This window comes from Euzebyella marina (assembly GCF_014855515.1).
GTDB lineage: Bacteria > Bacteroidota > Bacteroidia > Flavobacteriales > Flavobacteriaceae > Euzebyella > Euzebyella marina.
In genome coordinates this window covers 1-17,011 of sequence record NZ_JACYFK010000007.1, presented here as the reverse complement: position 1 = coordinate 17,011, position 17,011 = coordinate 1, and the positions used below count along the sequence as shown (strand labels likewise).

Genomic DNA, 17,011 nt, shown 5'->3' with positions numbered 1-17,011 from the left:
CTCAAAATGAAGTATGCTCAAATTGTGCACAATCCTACTGCGGGCTGTGGATTGCACAACAAAAAATTCATTATAAATCTAATGACGTCCTATGATTATTCGGTAACCTATACCTCTACAAAGGATGAGGATGCATGGAGAAAATTTTCTCCTAAACCTGGTATTAAACTTTTCATAGCAGGCGGTGATGGTACAGTAACGAAAGTAATGAACAGAATTCTTGAAATTGAAAAAGATAAGAGACCCGAAATTGAAATACTGCCACTTGGTACCGCTAACAATATATATCATTCGCTGAGGCTAAATAGGTTGCAAGAGAGAAATAAGAATGATACCAATTTTGACTTTGGGATTATAAATGGACATGCTACAAAATTAAATTTTTTTGAAGGTATGGGTTTGGGGATCTTCCCGCATCTAATCCAAGAAATGCAGAATGCCCCAGAAAAATTTCATACAACTAAGGACAAAATTAACTATGCCCTTCAATCTATAATCGATTTAGTCGGGAGGTTTGAGGGTGTTCAATTAAATATAGTGACAGATTCAGGTACATTCCAAGGAAACTTTATGTTAGTCGAAGTGATGAATATTCATTTTTTGGGCCCCCAAATCCCAATTCCCTCCGAGGGAAATACAAGGGATGGATTTTTAGATTTATTGATGATCACCATTGATCAACGGAGTTTTTTTGTTGATTATTTAAAAAAATTATTAAATGGAAGTACCAGTAATTCTGATTTAAGTCTTTTCTCGACTTTTTGTAAAGTTTCTAAAGTAAATATTTCCTTCGAGAATGAACTAATACATATAGATGATGAAATCTTCTATTCAGAGTCAAGACAAAATTTGGAGTTAAAGCTTGAGAATAAAGGGCTCAAAGTCTTCCCCACGGACTTAGAGGAATTTAGATGTTGATACGTGTTAAACATATCACGGAGAGAACTTATTTAGTGAACTTTTCGTAGACTGAATTGATCAATTATTTAGTAATATCGGGCCTTAACCCAGTTTACATGAACTTTAAAGTTGTAGTTGATTGATCGCTAGGCAGCGGTTTCTTCGTTTTTCAAACGTTCCTCTTGATATAGAAAATTAACTTAAGATATGGTTCTAAAACATTTTTCTAGGAAACATGTAAAACCTTAAAAGATAATTTTCTGATTATTTGAATTAATCGGATATTGAGGTGCAATGTAAATTTGATTTTATAATACTGTCGTTTCGATGGATTTAGATTTAAAGGATAAGATTCGAGTTGTGGTCGTTAGTAATTCGATTTTAGAACAGTTGATTCATAATGCTTACATGAAGCTCAGTTCCTCGAAAATCAAGTCATTTTTTCTAAAATCGTTGAATGAATTAAAATTGCACAACAGAGAACTTAAAGCAATTATCGAGAGCTTTTTGGGAAGAGATTTTTACTTAAATATACCAAGTACTGATAGGGTCCATAAAACTTATCACGCCAAACAATCTGAAAAAATAATCTCCGATTGCCTCAATTATTACTTGGAAAATTTGGATAATTATATCGCTTTAATCGAAAGCCCTAACCTCCCGATTGCTCTATCAATTTTAATAAAAAATCGAATTTTGACCTTACGTAAGAATATAAATATTCTTGAAGTGTTGCATGAATACAGTGAATTATGTTAAACAATAGCGAAAACCATGAGTGAAATACCAAACGGGGATGACCCAATACTAGCAAATTCTGTTACCCTGCCAGAAAAGGTTTTGTTATATTCTAATACAATAAATTATCTCGGCGCAAAAGTAGGTCGTATTTGGACTCTTAAAGAAAAATAGATTTTAGAATAAAATAATCTTAGTAAGCTGTTAATTATCACTATGTTGAAAGGGCGGTACGGTTAGGAGTACCGCTCTTTAAATCAAAATGTCATGTATATTTCAACATCAACCAAGAAGGCTATATGGGGAGGAGTCTTTGCAATATTATTCTTATTGAGTGGAACTTTTTTATTAGGTAAGCTGAGCGGGTATGAGGCAAAAGTTTTAATCAAGAATTCTCTCTCAGGACTTAATGTATTATGCAATACAATCGTCCTGGCCTCGGCTAGTATACTGGCCTTACTTTTAACTTTATTGGGACTTAGCTCTACCAGTAATTCAAAGCTAAAAAAGGATCATTATTTGCATGTGATGCAAATTGCTCAGCTTGATACGGTAATATTTATTGTTTCATTACTTTCTTTTTTGATTTTTAATTTGCCTATAACCGAGTCAGATAGCATACCGCCGGAGTGGTTTACCATCATTTACTACATTACATTAGGTGTAAGTGCCATATTGAGTGGTGCACTCATCGTGGTAGTTCTCATGCTTAAAAATACGGTTGTAAATATTATTAAAATCGTTGGACTCGGAATGCAAGACCACCCTTTGGCAATGAACGACGACGAAAAAAATAGTTGAAGTTTCACAATGATTTTTTCAATATCGCATTAGCTGAATTCCCATTAACATGTCCCTATTTCATTTACTTACAGAGTCTATTCATGCTGTCCAAAGTGTTATTCTCTGTCTATTAATACTAGTAAATGAAATTTGGGAGCACTTGAATGAATTTAAATTATATAGGTCCGAACTAGAGTCATTTTAATTACTTTATATCTCTATATTTAATAATTAAAAGGAGCATAATTGCATTAAATAAAGTACTTATTCCATTCGTAATTATTATCGGTAGGTCATTCTTTAAAAAACCATACCAAGTCCATAGGCTAACACCAATTATCAATATTATAAACATGAAGGGCGAAACATCTTTTACTCCTCTATTTTTTATGGCCCGCACAATTTGAGGAATCGCAGCAATGGTTGTGAAGATTCCTGCCATAATACCGATGGTTTCCGTCATCCTAAAAAGTTTTAGTAGTGCTCATCAGTTTAAGACATTAAGGTCATTGAAATAATTATTAATATTATAAGGGCTATAATGCTCATAATTATCAGATTTTGTTTTTTTGGACTATTGAATAAGGCCATGATTACAATTTTCTTCTAAAAGTAAAAGGCTTGCAATTGGCTAGGTAATCGTATCCGTACAAATATTGACTTTGCTAATCATGTTTATTAATTACGCTAAATTACCAATGCCCTATCTAGCATTTGCAAAATATTCCCTATGAATCATAAGAAGAATTTTTAGTAATTTGATATTTTCTAAATCAATTTAATTCTCAATAGAAATAATTCTCTTTTATCAACATCTTTATTTTTGTTTTGTAAAATTCATAATATCTTATGGAATTGACTGTTACTCTGTTAGCGGCAATTACTGGTACCGCTATTATGACTCTTTATAGCCAACTCCTTGAATTCTTAGTGGAGTTGAAGCTAAATGAAGCTCATCTTCTTAATCGGCTCTTTTCAAATAACCACGATGGGAATACATCGCTAAATGATAATAACTATAGGGGATGGTTAATTCATTTTCTAATAGGTTTTTTCATGTCACTCGGACTTCATTTTTTATATCTATGCCATACATTGCCAAAGACGTTATTAATGGGAGGTATCTTTGGATTATTGGCAGGTTTAATCGGTGTGGTAGGGTGGTGTGCCATGATAAGCTCTTATGGCAAACCTAAGGGCACTAAGCTTTCAACGTTTTATATGCAGCTGATCGGTGCCCATGTGGTATTTGGGTTGGTAAACTATTCCATCTTTTCAATGTTTTCTTAGTCATTTTGACCGGATTAAAATTGTCTCTTTTTGAATTCATTACAGAGTTATTTTAGAATTATATTTCAATCGAATACTAAGAGTTAATAGTGAACACTACTTTTTAATATATAAAAAAATTAAATTCTTCATTTAATCTAATTTCCATGAGATCAATTTGGAATGGCTCTATAAATTTTGGTCTAGTTACCATACCAATTAAGCTTTATTCGGGGTCGGAAGAGCGTGCCTTGGAGCTCGATATGTTAGATAGCCATGATGGCTCTCGTATTCGTTACAAACGCATTAATGAGAAAACTGGTAAAGAAGTCGAATGGAAAGATATTGTCAAAGGATATAAGAAGAATGATAAGTACATTATTTTAGAAAAGGAAGATTTTGAGAATGCCAATATGAAAAAAAGTAAAACTATTGATATTGAGCAATTTGTATTGGAAAATGAAGTGGCAGATGTCCTATTTAAAAAACCATATTTTATTCAGCCTCAAAAAGGAGGTGAGAAGGCATATGCCTTGTTAAGGAAAGCATTGAAGGATAAGAAAAAGCTAGGTGTGGCAACATTCGTTATGAGGCAGAAGGAACATCTCTCTCTAATTGGTAATTACAAAGATGCATTGGTTCTTCATGTAATCCGATTTGAAGATGAGATTAGAAATACTGATGAACTCGATTTACCACAATTAAAAGTAAGTAAGAAAGAGCTAGATATGGCACATTCATTAATAGAACAGTATACTGAGAAATTCGATTTTAAGAAGTTTAAGGATGTGTATAATGAGCAACTTTTAAAGATAATTGAATCGAAAGCTAAAGGTTCTCAAATAAAACGGGAAACTTTTGAGTCGAAGCCTACTGAAGCCAAAGACTTAATGGCACAACTTAAAGCTAGTTTGGAAAAAAGAAAGAAAAAGGCATCCTAGACTGTGAGCTTAGACGAATATAATAGTAAACGAGAATTTTCAACAACTTCGGAACCCATTGGTAAAATTTCCCCAATTGGCGGTAATAATCGATTTGTTATACAAAGACATTCTTCTAGAAAATTACACTATGATTTAAGGTTAGAAATAGACGGTGTTCTGAAGAGTTGGGCCATTCCGAAAGGTCCTTCTTTGAATCCTGCTGATAAACGATTAGCGGTGCGGACGGAAGACCATCCGGTCTCGTATCTGAATTTTGAGGGTACTATTCCCAAAGGGAATTACGGTGCTGGAGAAATGGAGATTTGGGATTTTGGAATCTACACGGTAGATGGAATGAACAACGTCTCTGAAATTTCAATTTCCCTTAAACAAGGAAATTTAAAATTGTTCTTTAATGGGCAAAATATTAAGGGAAATTATTCATTGGTTCGAACTGGATGGAAATCTGGAAAAGAACAATGGCTTATGATTAAAAAAAAGGATGAATTTGCCGTTAATGGTTTATATGATGCCGAGTCCTTTACAGATGGTACGGAAAACTTTACTTATCCCAAGAATCTAAGGCCAGGATTAATTCTTTCTCCCATGCTAGCAACTGTTAGAGATAAGGTTTTTAATGACCCCAACTGGATTTATGAATTAAAATGGGATGGTTATAGATTAATAGCCCATATTTCCGATAAGGGTGTTTTGTTGCAGTCGAGAAATGGCGTTAGTTATAATAGCAAATTTCCGATTCTGGTTGATGAGCTTAAATCTCTGGATAACGATGTAATTTTGGATGGGGAGGTTGTTATACTAAATGAACAAGGGATTTCTCAATTCGGAGAATTGCATAACTACCCTGATTCCGGCGGTATCTTGAGATATTATGTATTTGATATGATCTATTTAAATGGTCATAGTATGCTCAATCTGCCTTTATTGGATCGAAAAAGTTTAATTCCAAATGTATTAGAAGACTTATCCATTACCAGATTTTGCGACCATATTGAAGGTATGGGTACGACATTGTTGGAGATGGCTAAAAAATCAGGAATGGAGGGTATAATCGCAAAGGAAATTTACTCCCACTATGCGATAGGCACAAGATCGGAGAACTGGTTGAAAATTAAGTTAAGTAACAGTATTGACGCTATCATATGTGGGTATGTTGTTGCTGATCAAGGAGAGACATTTAGTTCAATAATACTTGGGAAAAAAGAGGCTAATGGAAATCTTATTTACATAGGTAATTGCGGTGTGGGCTTTGGAAGTGATCTGAAATATGATTTGAAAAGAATTATGTCTTCGTTTGAAACATTAAATTCGCCATTTAAAAGCTCCATAAAATTAAAGGGAAAAAAAGTGATTTGGCTTCGTCCCAAGTTGGTTTGCGAAGTCAATTTCAGAGAAAAGACAAAAAACAACCTTTTGAGACAACCCGTCTTTAAAAGAGTGGTGAATTGGGAAGAGCCCGTTATAGATTCAATTGATCACGATAACTCTTTAATAAATCGGGATGAACCAATTCCAAGAGGAGGCAGTATAAAAGAGTACGTCGATGTTGATGGATTCAAAGTACCTATTTCAAATTTGGACAAAATACTTTGGAAGGAATCCAAAAAAAGTAAATACCATCTAATAGATTACTATTTAAGTATCTCCGATTATATAATTCCATACCTAAAGGATAGGCCTCAAAGTTTACATAGATTTCCCGAAGGAATTGAAAATGAAGGCTTTTATCAGAAGGACGTTGATTTCTTACCCGAATGGGCTGGAAGCTTGAATATCTATTCGAAATCAAGTGATAGGGAAATTAATTATCTGCTTTGTCAAAATGCAGCGACATTACTTTACATGGCTAACTTAGGGTGCATCGAGATAAATCCTTGGAATTCCAGAAAATATAGTCTAGAAAAACCCGATTATGCCATTATTGATTTAGACCCTCCAGTAACCAAATCATTCAGCGACATTATTATAGTTACTAAAGTTTTGGCTGAGTTATTGAATGAATTACAACTAAAATCATATTATAAACTATCTGGTTCTAAAGGAATTCATGTGTATATTCCAATGGGGGCGGAATATAGCTATGAGGAGGTACGTGATTTTATTAAACTGATTTGTATAGTTGTTGAAAAGAGATTACCTGAATTAACTACTTTGCAACGTACCATCAAAAAGAGAAATGGGAAAATTTATTTGGATTATCTTCAGAACAGGCGGGGTCAAACAGTTGCTTCTACCTACTCTATTAGACCACTACCGAAGGCGCCAATTTCGACCCCTTTTCTGTTGGAAGAATTGGGACATATTGACAGTGCGCAATATTTTACCTTAAATGATATACAACAAAGGATTCTTGATGTGGGGGATGTCTTTAGCCCTATGCTATTCGAAAAGTCTAATCTTGAGGATTCTTTGGAGGAATTAGAAAAATTACTGTAGCCAGTAAAGGTAGCTTTTCGAATATTTCAAGATGATAATTAATTTTAATTTAATTGTTGCTTCTTTCCTTAGAGGTAAACAACCCCATTTTTAGGCAGTGTCTTCAAATTGAATTAAACTCTACCTTTTTTGAATCATTTAAAATTTTATGTTTTCTCTAGATTTATTGTCTTTCCACATAAAACAAGTACTATGAAGTTAGATAAATATTTAAATTTTTTGATGATGCTCGTGTGCTCTGGAATATCTATGTATGTCACGATGTATTTCAATACCTATGAACTTAGCCACGTGTTCTTTAGCTGGACACGCATGTACATGACAATAATTGGTGTTTCCGGAATGTCATTAATTATGTATTTCTTTATGAGAGATATGTATCCTTCTCGTCGGAAGAATAGCCTAATTGTAGGTTTGAGCCTATTAATCATGGGGCTAGCAACGTACCTAGTGCGCTATCAAAAACCGATTAATGATGTTAAATGGATGAAAGCGATGATTCCACATCATTCCATAGCCATATTGACAAGTGAAAGGGCTAATATTACTGATCCGGAGGTCAAAAGATTGGCGGACGACATTATTGAAGCTCAACGAAAGGAAATTGCAGAAATGAAATCCATGATTGAGAGACTTGAAAAACGGGAACATTAAAATTCTAGAAGGGCTAAAGGTTTGTTTACTATGGTGGATAAATATTCCGGATAGCCCATCGACTGAAGTAATTTCAATTCGGAATCCTTTAATAAATTTTCAAGTATTTCGTCATTTTGATTATATTCTTTACTGGTCCATTCCAACGCAATTGAATGAAATGTTTTTTCGTCAACACATAAATTGGTAAGTTCTATCTGAAGCCCAATGGGCTTACTATCATCTTCTTTATAGGACATAATCTTATTGTGCTCATCCAAGAACACCAATTTCCTTTGCTTACGGACTTCATACCAATGTTCGGATGGACGGACATGTAAAGGGTTATCAATAGACCATTTTATCCATTTTTCTGCATATCCACCGTTAGAGCCTATTTTAATTCGCGATTTGGGTTCTGATGTCCGTTTTTTAATATCCAATTGCCCATCACGAATCTTAATATTCACTTCATTGCATGAAGTATAGAGATAAGTATCTAATCTCTCAGGTTCTTCAATTATGGAGCCTGCAAAAAGTCGATTAAAAGTGGTCTCTATCTTGTTAAATGGCTCCGTACTGAACCACCGAATTTCCCTAGTTTCCATGTTGTGTAATAATTTGAGAACTTTCAAATTTCGTAAAGGGACGCTACAATTTTTGATGCTATAGAGGAATGTCTTGATTCAATCATTTTTTCCAAATACCAATGATATAGCGTCAACAAATAACATAATTGCGTTAATCAAAGCTCAATACTAACATTAGTTTTAAATAAATCTAAAACTATGTACAATGGAGAATATAACTATAGAAAAAAGTGAACATCAGTCAAGTCAACCGGGTGTTGAGAAGCAAATGCATCCACAACCAGTGTCCATTCGTGAAGACTATAAGGGTTGCGGAAAATTAAAGGATAAGGTGGCCTTGATTACTGGAGGTGATAGCGGTATAGGCAAAAGTGTTGCTCTACATTTCGCGCGAGAGGGGGCGAAAGTAGCAATCGTTTATCTAAATGAAGATACTGATGCGCATGCGACACAACAAGAAATTGAAGAGGAAGGAACAGAATGTCTCTTGATTCAAGGTGATATTAAAAGGAAAGAATTCTGTAATCAAGCAATTCAACAAACGTTGGAGCATTTTGGTTCAATCAATATCTTGGTCAACAATGCTGCCATGCAATTTCCCGAAAAAGATTTGCGCAATATATCAATCGACAATATGAAAACCACATTTGAGACTAACATCTATTCTTATTTTTATATGACTCAAGCGGTTCTCGAACATTTGAAAAGCGGGGATTCAATTATTAATACTACTTCAGTAACAGCTTATCGCGGATCTGAACATCTTATTGATTATGCCAGTACAAAAGGAGCGATAGTTTCATTTACCAGAAGTCTATCAACATCTTTGGCCGATAAAAATGTAAGGGTAAATGCGATAGCCCCAGGGCCAATTTGGACTCCTTTGATACCTGCAACCTTTGAGGGCGACCAACTAGCCAATTTTGGTAAAGATGTGCCATTGGGCAGACCCGGTCAGCCAGCGGAAGTAGGACCAGCATATGTTTATTTGGCATCGCAAGATAGTAGTTACATGACTGGCCAAGTGTTACACATAAATGGCGGAGAGGTTATTGGAGGTTGATTTCTAAGATTTGAAGATATATAAGATTTGAAATCTTTTATATATGAGTTGAATACGTTGTGGACAGTACCAATAGAAAAATACTTTCTCATTTTTATGGTATTAGATTAAGATTTCGAAATGAGAGGATTCATTGGGTTGGGAGGATAGGGAGTGAATCGCTTTATAGATTAAATTCTTTAAGACAATATATGAGTTAGGTTTTTGAATGTAGCCATTTGCCCCATCTTCCCTTAACTGTCGCACTTCTCTTTCTTGAAATACCGATGAATAAACGACTATTTTAATATTCTTAAACTTGGTAAAATTTCGAATATCCAGTAAACAATCGAAACCATCCATGTATGGCATAAATAAGTCCAAAAATATTATGTGTGGTAAAGTTTTATTGGTAAATAAACAATCCATCAACTCTATACCATTTGAAAATTGTAGTATTTCGGTAGACAATGGCAATTCTGACAAGGCGTCAACGAAAAGCTCGCGGTCATCAAAATCGTCATCTGCCAAATACACTAAAATTTTATCCACCTTTGAGATTTAATTTTTAGCAGTTCGCTGCCAAGGGTAAATTAATAAAATCTTTTTATCTTGACTTCTTGAGATTTAATTTAAGACATTTCTTACAATTCTAAAAATCTTTATGAGAGTGCATCTGCATATAATCAATTTACTTTAAAATTAGTTCTTCCAATATTTATTTCATTAAAATAGCATGACTACAGAGCCAATTTCTGAAAGAAATTTATATATAATCATTTTCCTTAACTCTATTTATCCTATGGGGAAAGATTTAAAAACTTTTTTGAGTTCAAAAATTCAAAGTTGCCATTTTAAAAGGAATGAAATAATTTGTAGGGCAGGGGAGAAGTGTAATCGTTTATATTTTCTAAAAGAGGGTATGGTACGAGGCTTTTTCAAAAGTGGAGACTCAGAAATAACCACATGGATCGATAGCGAGAATGAAGTCTTTACCTCGATAACAGGGTTTTTTAGAAATAAAGTAGCGAACGAGTATATACAGAGTATTGAGGATACTTATTGTGATTACTTAGAATACCAAGACTATCAATATTGCGTCAACCATTTTCCTGAAATGAACCATATAGGTAGAATTATGTTGGAGGAGTATTATATGCTTTCAGAACATCGGGTCTACTTGGCTAGAATTCCCAATGCTGCCAACCGTCTTAATTATTTCATAGAGCATAGTAAGAATCAAATTACCGAACGAATTCCCAAAAAATATCTTGCATCATTTCTATCCATGAGACCTGAAACCTTAAGCCGTTTGTTAAGTAAGTATAGTCCCAATTGAATTTTTTTGAGAATCGACGAAATATCTTCTGCCTAAGAGTAATTGGCAAATTTTATTTTTAAATTATTGATAATCCATCAGTTGTAATTTCTCAGTCTACTTCTGGCTTATATTAGCCACTCTCCTTCTCATTTAGGAAATAACTCAAAATTGATATTTGTCAAGTTCCCGTTATTAGCTATGTAATAAGGGGTATATGGATGCGTTTTCCTAAAAATCCGAATCGGTCGAAGTTTTTTATAAAAAAAAATCATTTGTGCTTCTTTATTTAAATTAAAGATAAACAACTAATTGCACTTTTAAGTTTTGTAGAGAATCAATTCCAATTGATTATTGTCAATTTCGCGAGCGATTTTTTATAATAAGCAAGAAATACCTTCCGTTTGTAGGAAGTTCAAGTTTTAAAATGAAAGAATTCAAATTTGAATTGTAAGAAACCGAAAAAAGAGTTTCAAAAAATATTTAACCTTCCCTACCTATGACATAGAACTGCAATATTTCCCAAATCCGCGATTAATCTAAAATTTTATTCACTGCTGATCGGTCTTGTGCTGCTCACAGAAAAAAGCTGTTCATAAACGGCCAGGGATTTTTTTGTCCTTTTCCAAATCTGAACACAACTATAAAAATAACATATATATCCAAACCCTCTCTTAAATGAAAACAAAAAGCAACCAAAAAAAATTAATGAGTTCACTGCTCTTTTTCTGTATGGTCTTTAGCATATCATGGGCACAGACCGATGAGGTCGTGGTCATTGATTCTGAGTATACACAGAAATCAATCGTTCTAGAGCAATTGCCTCAAAGCACAACTGTAATTGAAGTGGGGCATTCAGAAAATCCGTGGAAAACGGTGCGCCATTTCCTTGAAGACAACACAACAGTAAAAACCATTCATTTGTTTGCAGACACAAGCAATAATGCACTGCAATTGGGTGGAATCGCATATGATTCAGAAAGGATCGACCAAGAATTTGAACTTTCTATGTTAGAAGGTGTCTATCAAGGTACAAACATTCAACTTTTGGTTTATGACTGCAATCTGGGATCTAATGCGGACGGATTGGCATTAATAAAGCAGATCAGTGCTATGTCCTATTTCAACATTGCAACTGCTACAAACTGTACATCGGTATTTGATTCCAATTTCAGTTTTGATTATAAGACAATGAACCAACCCATTAGCAGTTCAATATTTAAATAGCACAACCTACTATGAAGCAAATACTACAAACCACAATTACATTCACCATATTTTTGCTAATTTTTGGTAACCTCAAGGCCCAAACTGTAGATATGACAGTCCAACAAGGTCCAAATGTAGACGTAATGGTGACTGTGGGGTCTGCCAATTTAGATTTATCGACATTTGAGACCGATCTTGAGCAAGCCATGTACGCCAAGGGAATCCCTTTGGGTAAACTACGTGTTGAAGCTTTTCAAAGAAGCTCTATTTCCTCTGATCAAGCGGATGCCAGTGATATTTTCAACAGCTGGAATGTTATGGATTTTAACGGGGCAGAACCACCAAACTCACACAACTACCTAGGTAGTGCAGGTGGTGGAACTTACTCGGGTTCCTATTTCTCCTTTGATTCCAATACCAACCAAATACTGGCCGATCCTGTCGCAAGGAACTCCGGCAACTACGGTGTTGCCATGTATGATCCTACAGGAGATGTTTCCGATGGTACCATTTCAGCGACCTTTGGTCTTTCCGGTGCACCTTACACCCACGCCGAGGTTGGATTCATCTTTAAAAAAGTGGATAACAATAATTTCTACGCCTATATCATCGACAACCATACAGCCTGTGGTAACTTAATGAACTATGCTCCGGGTGATGGTTACCCTGCGGAAGCCATTCTCAAAAGGGAAAACGGTGTAACTACCATTTTGGCAGTGAACACTAATAGTGGAAGAACAGGTACGGCAACCTATGGCTGGGATGCCGCTAGGGCCGATATGTTCTCGGCTTTCTATAATGGACAGGAAATCGATTTTAAAATTGAAATGTCCGGTGATGATATCACCATCTCCAGAAGAGGTGGCGGAGGCGATGCTGGCACGGATTGGATCGAAGCCTTCGATATTACCGATAATACCTTTTCCTCAGGTAGCTATGGTTTCTATGTCCATGAACAGCAAAATGCCTATTTCAAGGATATCAATATTGAAAAATTGGAACTACGTGCCTTTAAAGATGTATTGCGCGAACCGCAGTGGAGAAACAGTGCCCTACGTTTTAACGTAAACTTGGACGACCTTGAAGTGGCAGATTTTGACAACGACAAAGATCTTTCGGAAATATTGATGCGAACCATCAACGAGGATATCCACTACATCGGCTGGGGAACCAATGCCAACCAAGCCCAATTTGACAGGTTCATTCAACAGAACAATGATCAAGGTATCTTTGTAAACCGAGATGCTGGAAGCTGGTCCACCTGGATAGATGATATGTCCCATTACATTTATGAACAATATCAATTCGGAACAGTAACCGCCGGGGAATATTTTATTGCTGGAACCTCGGTTGAGATCGATGTAGATCCTTCACAGTTAAAATCCAACACAGCAAATGCCAGTTATCCTTCGGGGCGATGGAAAATCACCCATGATGAGACCCATTTTGACAACAACACGGGCAAGGTATCTTGGGATGGACTCTATTTGGAGGATGTACCGGAGTACTACGAGAAAACAGGTCGATATACCTTCACTTTTGAAGATATGCCAACAGCTCCGACCACGCTATATTTCCATAGAAAACCAGTGGCCAGTTTTACATATAGTGCCGATACTGGTTTTATCAACAACACCTCTTACGATCTAGATGGCGGAGCGAATGATGGTATTGCCCAATCAGAGTGGAAGTGGAAATCCGTGGATGCGGCATCTACCAACGACTGGGTAAATGGCCAGTTCGATAAAAATAGCGTAGCTGACGGAGAATACCTTGTAATGCTCAGAGTTCAAGATCATCAAGGAACTTGGAGTAGTCCTTCAAGTATCTATGTGGAAAAAACTGCAGGTTCTGGAGGTGAAACCGATTTGCCCATTGCACAGTTCAACATATTACCTGATCAATTGAATACCTACTCTGGCGACATGACGATTGCGATTGAGGATAATTCAGTAGACCCTTACGGAAGGACTTTATCCACACAAGAATGGATTGTGACCCAACGTACTTACGATTCCGATGGAAATGCAACCAACACGGAGATTTATAATGCAGGTACACCTATGACCGATTTTTCATCCTACAATAATGTAACCGCAGACTATATAATAAGCTTAAGGACACAGACAGATACAGGTGTTTGGTCAGAACCATTTTATCGTACACTCACCATTATTGATGATGATATCGCACCAACAATCACTGCTACTCCCTCCAGCGGGAGTTTGGAAACGGATGATGACATTCAGTTGGTTTTCTCCGATGAGAATGGAGGAAGTGGTTTTGATGTGCAACGCTTTGTTAGAGTGCAAAGTGCAACTCCACCTGCAACAAATAATTCAGCTTGGAGTTCATGGAGCAACAGCCAGTCCAAGACCACATCTTTCAACACTGGAGGTACAGGTTGGTATATCCATGCCGAGGTCAGGGACAATGCCGGCAATACGGGCACAGCAACCTTTGGTCCTTACGACATAACCTTGGTTGTAAGTGCAGAAGACGATTTGGTGATTTTGGATGAGGATACCGTTTCCGACCCCATCGATGTACTTTATAATGATGTTTACGATACCAACAATACCCCTACCGTTACCATTACGGCACAGGGAACAAAAGGTAATGCAACCGTAAATGGCAGCAACCAAGTTGTCTATACGCCAAATGAGAACGAAAATGGTACCGATAGCGTAACCTATGAGCTGGATGTTAACGGCACCAAGGTTACCGCTTCCATAACAATATCCATTATCCCAATTGATGATGACCCTATCGCAGTGGCCGACAGCTTCACAATGGATGAAAATGGAACTTTGAACGGAGACCTTTCCACAAACGATATTGAAGTGGATGGCGATGATTTGGTGTATTATTTAATCGATGGACCTGAAAATGCAAGCTCATTTACGCTTAATTCCGATGGTACCTTCACCTATGTCCACGACGGAGATGAATCCGCAATGGATAGCTTTACCTATAATTTTGAAGATGCCGTTTCCTTTTCGGAAACCGTTACGGTCACATTGAACATTACCAATGTAAACGATGCGCCGGATGGTGGGGATATTACACTGGAAACCATTCAGGATGCTTCCTATACCTTTAAAACGGGTGATTTCACCTACACGGATGTAGACCCAGGAGATACATTTAATGGTATCCAAGTGATGACCCTACCCTCAAACGGTACTTTGGAATACAATGGTATTGCCGTTCAGGCAAATGATATGATAGATGATGTAATCCTATTGGTTTTTACACCTTCAGCCGGTGAATACGGAGATAACTATACCTCATTCACTTTCAAAGTTAAAGATGGTGATGATGCCGTAAGTAGCTCAACGCATTCTGCAGCTATTAATACGGCGCAGGATACCGATGGTGATGGAATCCCGAATGATGATGATTCAGACGATGACGGTGACGGAACTCCGGATGATGAGGACGGCTTCCCATTAAATCCAAACGAGGACACCGATACAGATGGTGACGGAACCGGGGACAATGCCGATACCGACGATGACGGTGACGGTACTCCGGACTCCGAAGATGACTTCCCATTAGATCCAAACGAGGATACCGATACCGATGGTGACGGAACCGGGGACAATGCTGATAATGATGATGACGGTGACGGAACCCCCGATGCAGAGGACGACTTCCCATTAGATCCAAACGAAGATACTGATACCGATGGTGACGGAACCGGAGACAATGCCGACGAAGATGATGATAACGACGGTACTCCTGATTCCGAAGATGACTTCCCAAAAGATGATTCCGAAGATACTGATACGGACGGTGATGGTACGGGTGACAATGCCGATATGGATGATGACGGTGACGGAACCCCGGACAGTGAGGACGACTTCCCAAAAGATGATTCTGAGGATACGGATACCGATGGTGACGGTACAGGTGACAATGCCGATACGGATGATGACGGTGACGGAACCCCGGACAGTGAGGACGACTTCCCTTTAGATCCAAATGAGGATACCGATTCCGATGGTGACGGAACTGGGGACAATGCAGACACAGACGATGACGGTGACGGAACCCCGGACAGTGAGGACGACTTCCCGTTAGATCCCGACGAAGATACCGATACCGATGGTGATGGAGTTGGCGACAATACCGATACGGATGATGACAACGATGGGTATCCCGATGATGTAGACGACCTGCCCCATAACCCAAATGAGTATTCCGATATTGATGGCGATGGCATTGGTGACAATGAGGATACCGACGATGACAACGACGGTGAAGAGGATGTCGATACCGATGGTGATGGTCTTGGGGACAATGTGGACGAGGATGACGATAATGATGGAGTGGTGGACGGCTCGGACGATTTTCCACTGGACGAAACAGAGCAAAAAGATACCGACGGCGATGGTACCGGTGACAATGCCGATACCGATGACGATGGGGATGGGTATACTGACGAACAGGAAAACGAGTCGGGAACTGATAGTACCGACCCGATAGACACCCCGGCCGATAATGACAATGACGGTATTCCCGACAATAGGGACGACGACGATGACAATGACGGGGTTCCGGACAGTGAGGATTATTTTCCACAGGATAGTGAACCGGTACTGGTTCCGGCGGAGGCCTTCACGCCCAACAACGATGGTCTTAACGATTCATGGATGGTGCCCGGCATCGAAAACTATCCGAACAATGTCGTAAGGATCTACAACCGTTACGGTCACGAGGTATTTGCCCAAAAGAGCTATCGAAACGATTGGCAGGGTTTCTTTAAGAATAAGAACGAGAAACTGCCCTCCGGATCTTATCTCTACATAATCGACCTCGGCAATGGCGAAGCTCCGTTGAGAGGTTGGATATTCATCAACTATTAACCTAATCAAGCCAAAAAAAATGAAAACAATAGTAATAACAATCTTTAGCGTGCTTCTGGCGGCCCTAGGCCTTTATGCCCAACAAGACCCGCAGTACTCGTTCTATCGCTATAATATGAACGTAGTGAACCCTGCCTATGCCGGTAGTAACGACGGCCTGGAATTTGCCTTGGGCCTTCGAAGCCAATGGGCAGGGGTAGAAGGCGCTCCGGAAAGCCAAAGTGCTATTTTCGGTACATCCTTGGGAAAAAATGTAGGCCTGGGAGTGTCGGTACTTA

The 17,011-nt window shown here is 37.7% G+C and carries 15 protein-coding genes; 12 read left to right on the top strand and 3 right to left on the bottom strand.

The window, feature by feature from the left end; genetic code table 11:
- The first annotated feature begins 6 nt into the window (after positions 1-6).
- From IL356_RS19640 to IL356_RS19630, 3 genes are all read left to right on the top strand, one after another.
- The gene (locus tag IL356_RS19640) at positions 7-918 is read left to right on the top strand and encodes a diacylglycerol/lipid kinase family protein (protein ID WP_121848581.1); all 912 of its coding nucleotides are present in this window, start codon (positions 7-9) and stop codon (positions 916-918) included.
- A gap of 309 nt (positions 919-1,227) precedes the next feature.
- Positions 1,228-1,659, top strand: coding sequence for a hypothetical protein (locus IL356_RS19635; RefSeq protein ID WP_121848582.1), 432 nt, complete (start codon positions 1,228-1,230; stop codon positions 1,657-1,659).
- Positions 1,660-1,905: 246 nt separating this feature from the next.
- Positions 1,906-2,439, top strand: coding sequence for a hypothetical protein (locus IL356_RS19630; protein ID WP_121848583.1), 534 nt, complete (start codon positions 1,906-1,908; stop codon positions 2,437-2,439).
- A 187-nt stretch (positions 2,440-2,626) separates the two neighbouring features.
- Here IL356_RS19630 and IL356_RS19625 read toward each other — a convergent pair whose 3' ends face one another.
- Positions 2,627-2,884, bottom strand: a complete 258-nt coding sequence (locus IL356_RS19625) for a SemiSWEET family sugar transporter (protein WP_121848584.1) — start codon at positions 2,882-2,884, stop codon at positions 2,627-2,629.
- Positions 2,885-3,477: 593 nt separating this feature from the next.
- Between IL356_RS19625 and IL356_RS19620 the strand changes: the two genes are divergently transcribed.
- The 4 genes from IL356_RS19620 (at position 3,478) to IL356_RS19605 (ending at position 7,724) form a co-directional block, all read left to right on the top strand.
- Positions 3,478-3,711 (top strand): hypothetical protein, encoded by a 234-nt coding sequence (locus tag IL356_RS19620; RefSeq protein ID WP_192466580.1) that lies wholly within the window; start codon positions 3,478-3,480, stop codon positions 3,709-3,711.
- 146 nt (positions 3,712-3,857) lie between these two features.
- The gene (ku, locus tag IL356_RS19615; RefSeq protein WP_121848586.1) at positions 3,858-4,631 is read left to right on the top strand and encodes a non-homologous end joining protein Ku; all 774 of its coding nucleotides are present in this window, start codon (positions 3,858-3,860) and stop codon (positions 4,629-4,631) included.
- Between the two features lie 3 nt (positions 4,632-4,634).
- On the top strand, positions 4,635-7,070 hold the full coding sequence (gene ligD / locus IL356_RS19610; RefSeq protein WP_121848587.1) for a DNA ligase D: 2,436 nt from the start codon (positions 4,635-4,637) through the stop codon (positions 7,068-7,070).
- A 192-nt stretch (positions 7,071-7,262) separates the two neighbouring features.
- On the top strand, positions 7,263-7,724 hold the full coding sequence (locus IL356_RS19605) for a DUF305 domain-containing protein (RefSeq protein ID WP_192466579.1): 462 nt from the start codon (positions 7,263-7,265) through the stop codon (positions 7,722-7,724).
- Here the strand turns inward: IL356_RS19605 and IL356_RS19600 are convergent.
- The gene (locus tag IL356_RS19600) at positions 7,721-8,311 is read right to left on the bottom strand and encodes a hypothetical protein (RefSeq protein ID WP_121848588.1); all 591 of its coding nucleotides are present in this window, start codon (positions 8,309-8,311) and stop codon (positions 7,721-7,723) included. The genes IL356_RS19605 and IL356_RS19600 overlap by 4 nt on opposite strands.
- A gap of 187 nt (positions 8,312-8,498) precedes the next feature.
- Here IL356_RS19600 and IL356_RS19595 point away from each other — a divergent pair, with 187 nt between their 5' ends.
- Positions 8,499-9,356 carry an SDR family oxidoreductase gene (locus IL356_RS19595; protein WP_121848589.1) on the top strand — a complete coding sequence of 286 codons (858 nt, stop codon included), beginning with the start codon at positions 8,499-8,501 and terminating at the stop codon, positions 9,354-9,356.
- 102 nt (positions 9,357-9,458) lie between these two features.
- On the opposite strand, the gene IL356_RS19590 is transcribed toward IL356_RS19595, so the two are convergent.
- Positions 9,459-9,887 carry a response regulator gene (locus IL356_RS19590; protein ID WP_162987868.1) on the bottom strand — a complete coding sequence of 143 codons (429 nt, stop codon included), beginning with the start codon at positions 9,885-9,887 and terminating at the stop codon, positions 9,459-9,461.
- 184 nt (positions 9,888-10,071) lie between these two features.
- Here IL356_RS19590 and IL356_RS19585 point away from each other — a divergent pair, with 184 nt between their 5' ends.
- The 4 genes from IL356_RS19585 to IL356_RS19570 form a co-directional block, all read left to right on the top strand.
- Positions 10,072-10,674 (top strand): Crp/Fnr family transcriptional regulator, encoded by a 603-nt coding sequence (locus tag IL356_RS19585; protein ID WP_121848591.1) that lies wholly within the window; start codon positions 10,072-10,074, stop codon positions 10,672-10,674.
- Between the two features lie 657 nt (positions 10,675-11,331).
- Complete coding sequence (locus IL356_RS19580; RefSeq protein ID WP_121848592.1) at positions 11,332-11,880, top strand: DUF4347 domain-containing protein; 549 nt, start codon at positions 11,332-11,334, stop codon at positions 11,878-11,880.
- A 92-nt stretch (positions 11,881-11,972) separates the two neighbouring features.
- A complete protein-coding gene (locus tag IL356_RS19575; RefSeq protein ID WP_162987870.1) occupies positions 11,973-16,733 on the top strand; it encodes a T9SS type B sorting domain-containing protein in 4,761 nt (1,586 codons plus the stop codon).
- 19 nt (positions 16,734-16,752) lie between these two features.
- Positions 16,753-17,011, top strand: a 259-nt coding sequence (locus tag IL356_RS19570; RefSeq protein ID WP_192466564.1) for a type IX secretion system membrane protein PorP/SprF, incomplete at its 3' end; no start/stop codon positions are given.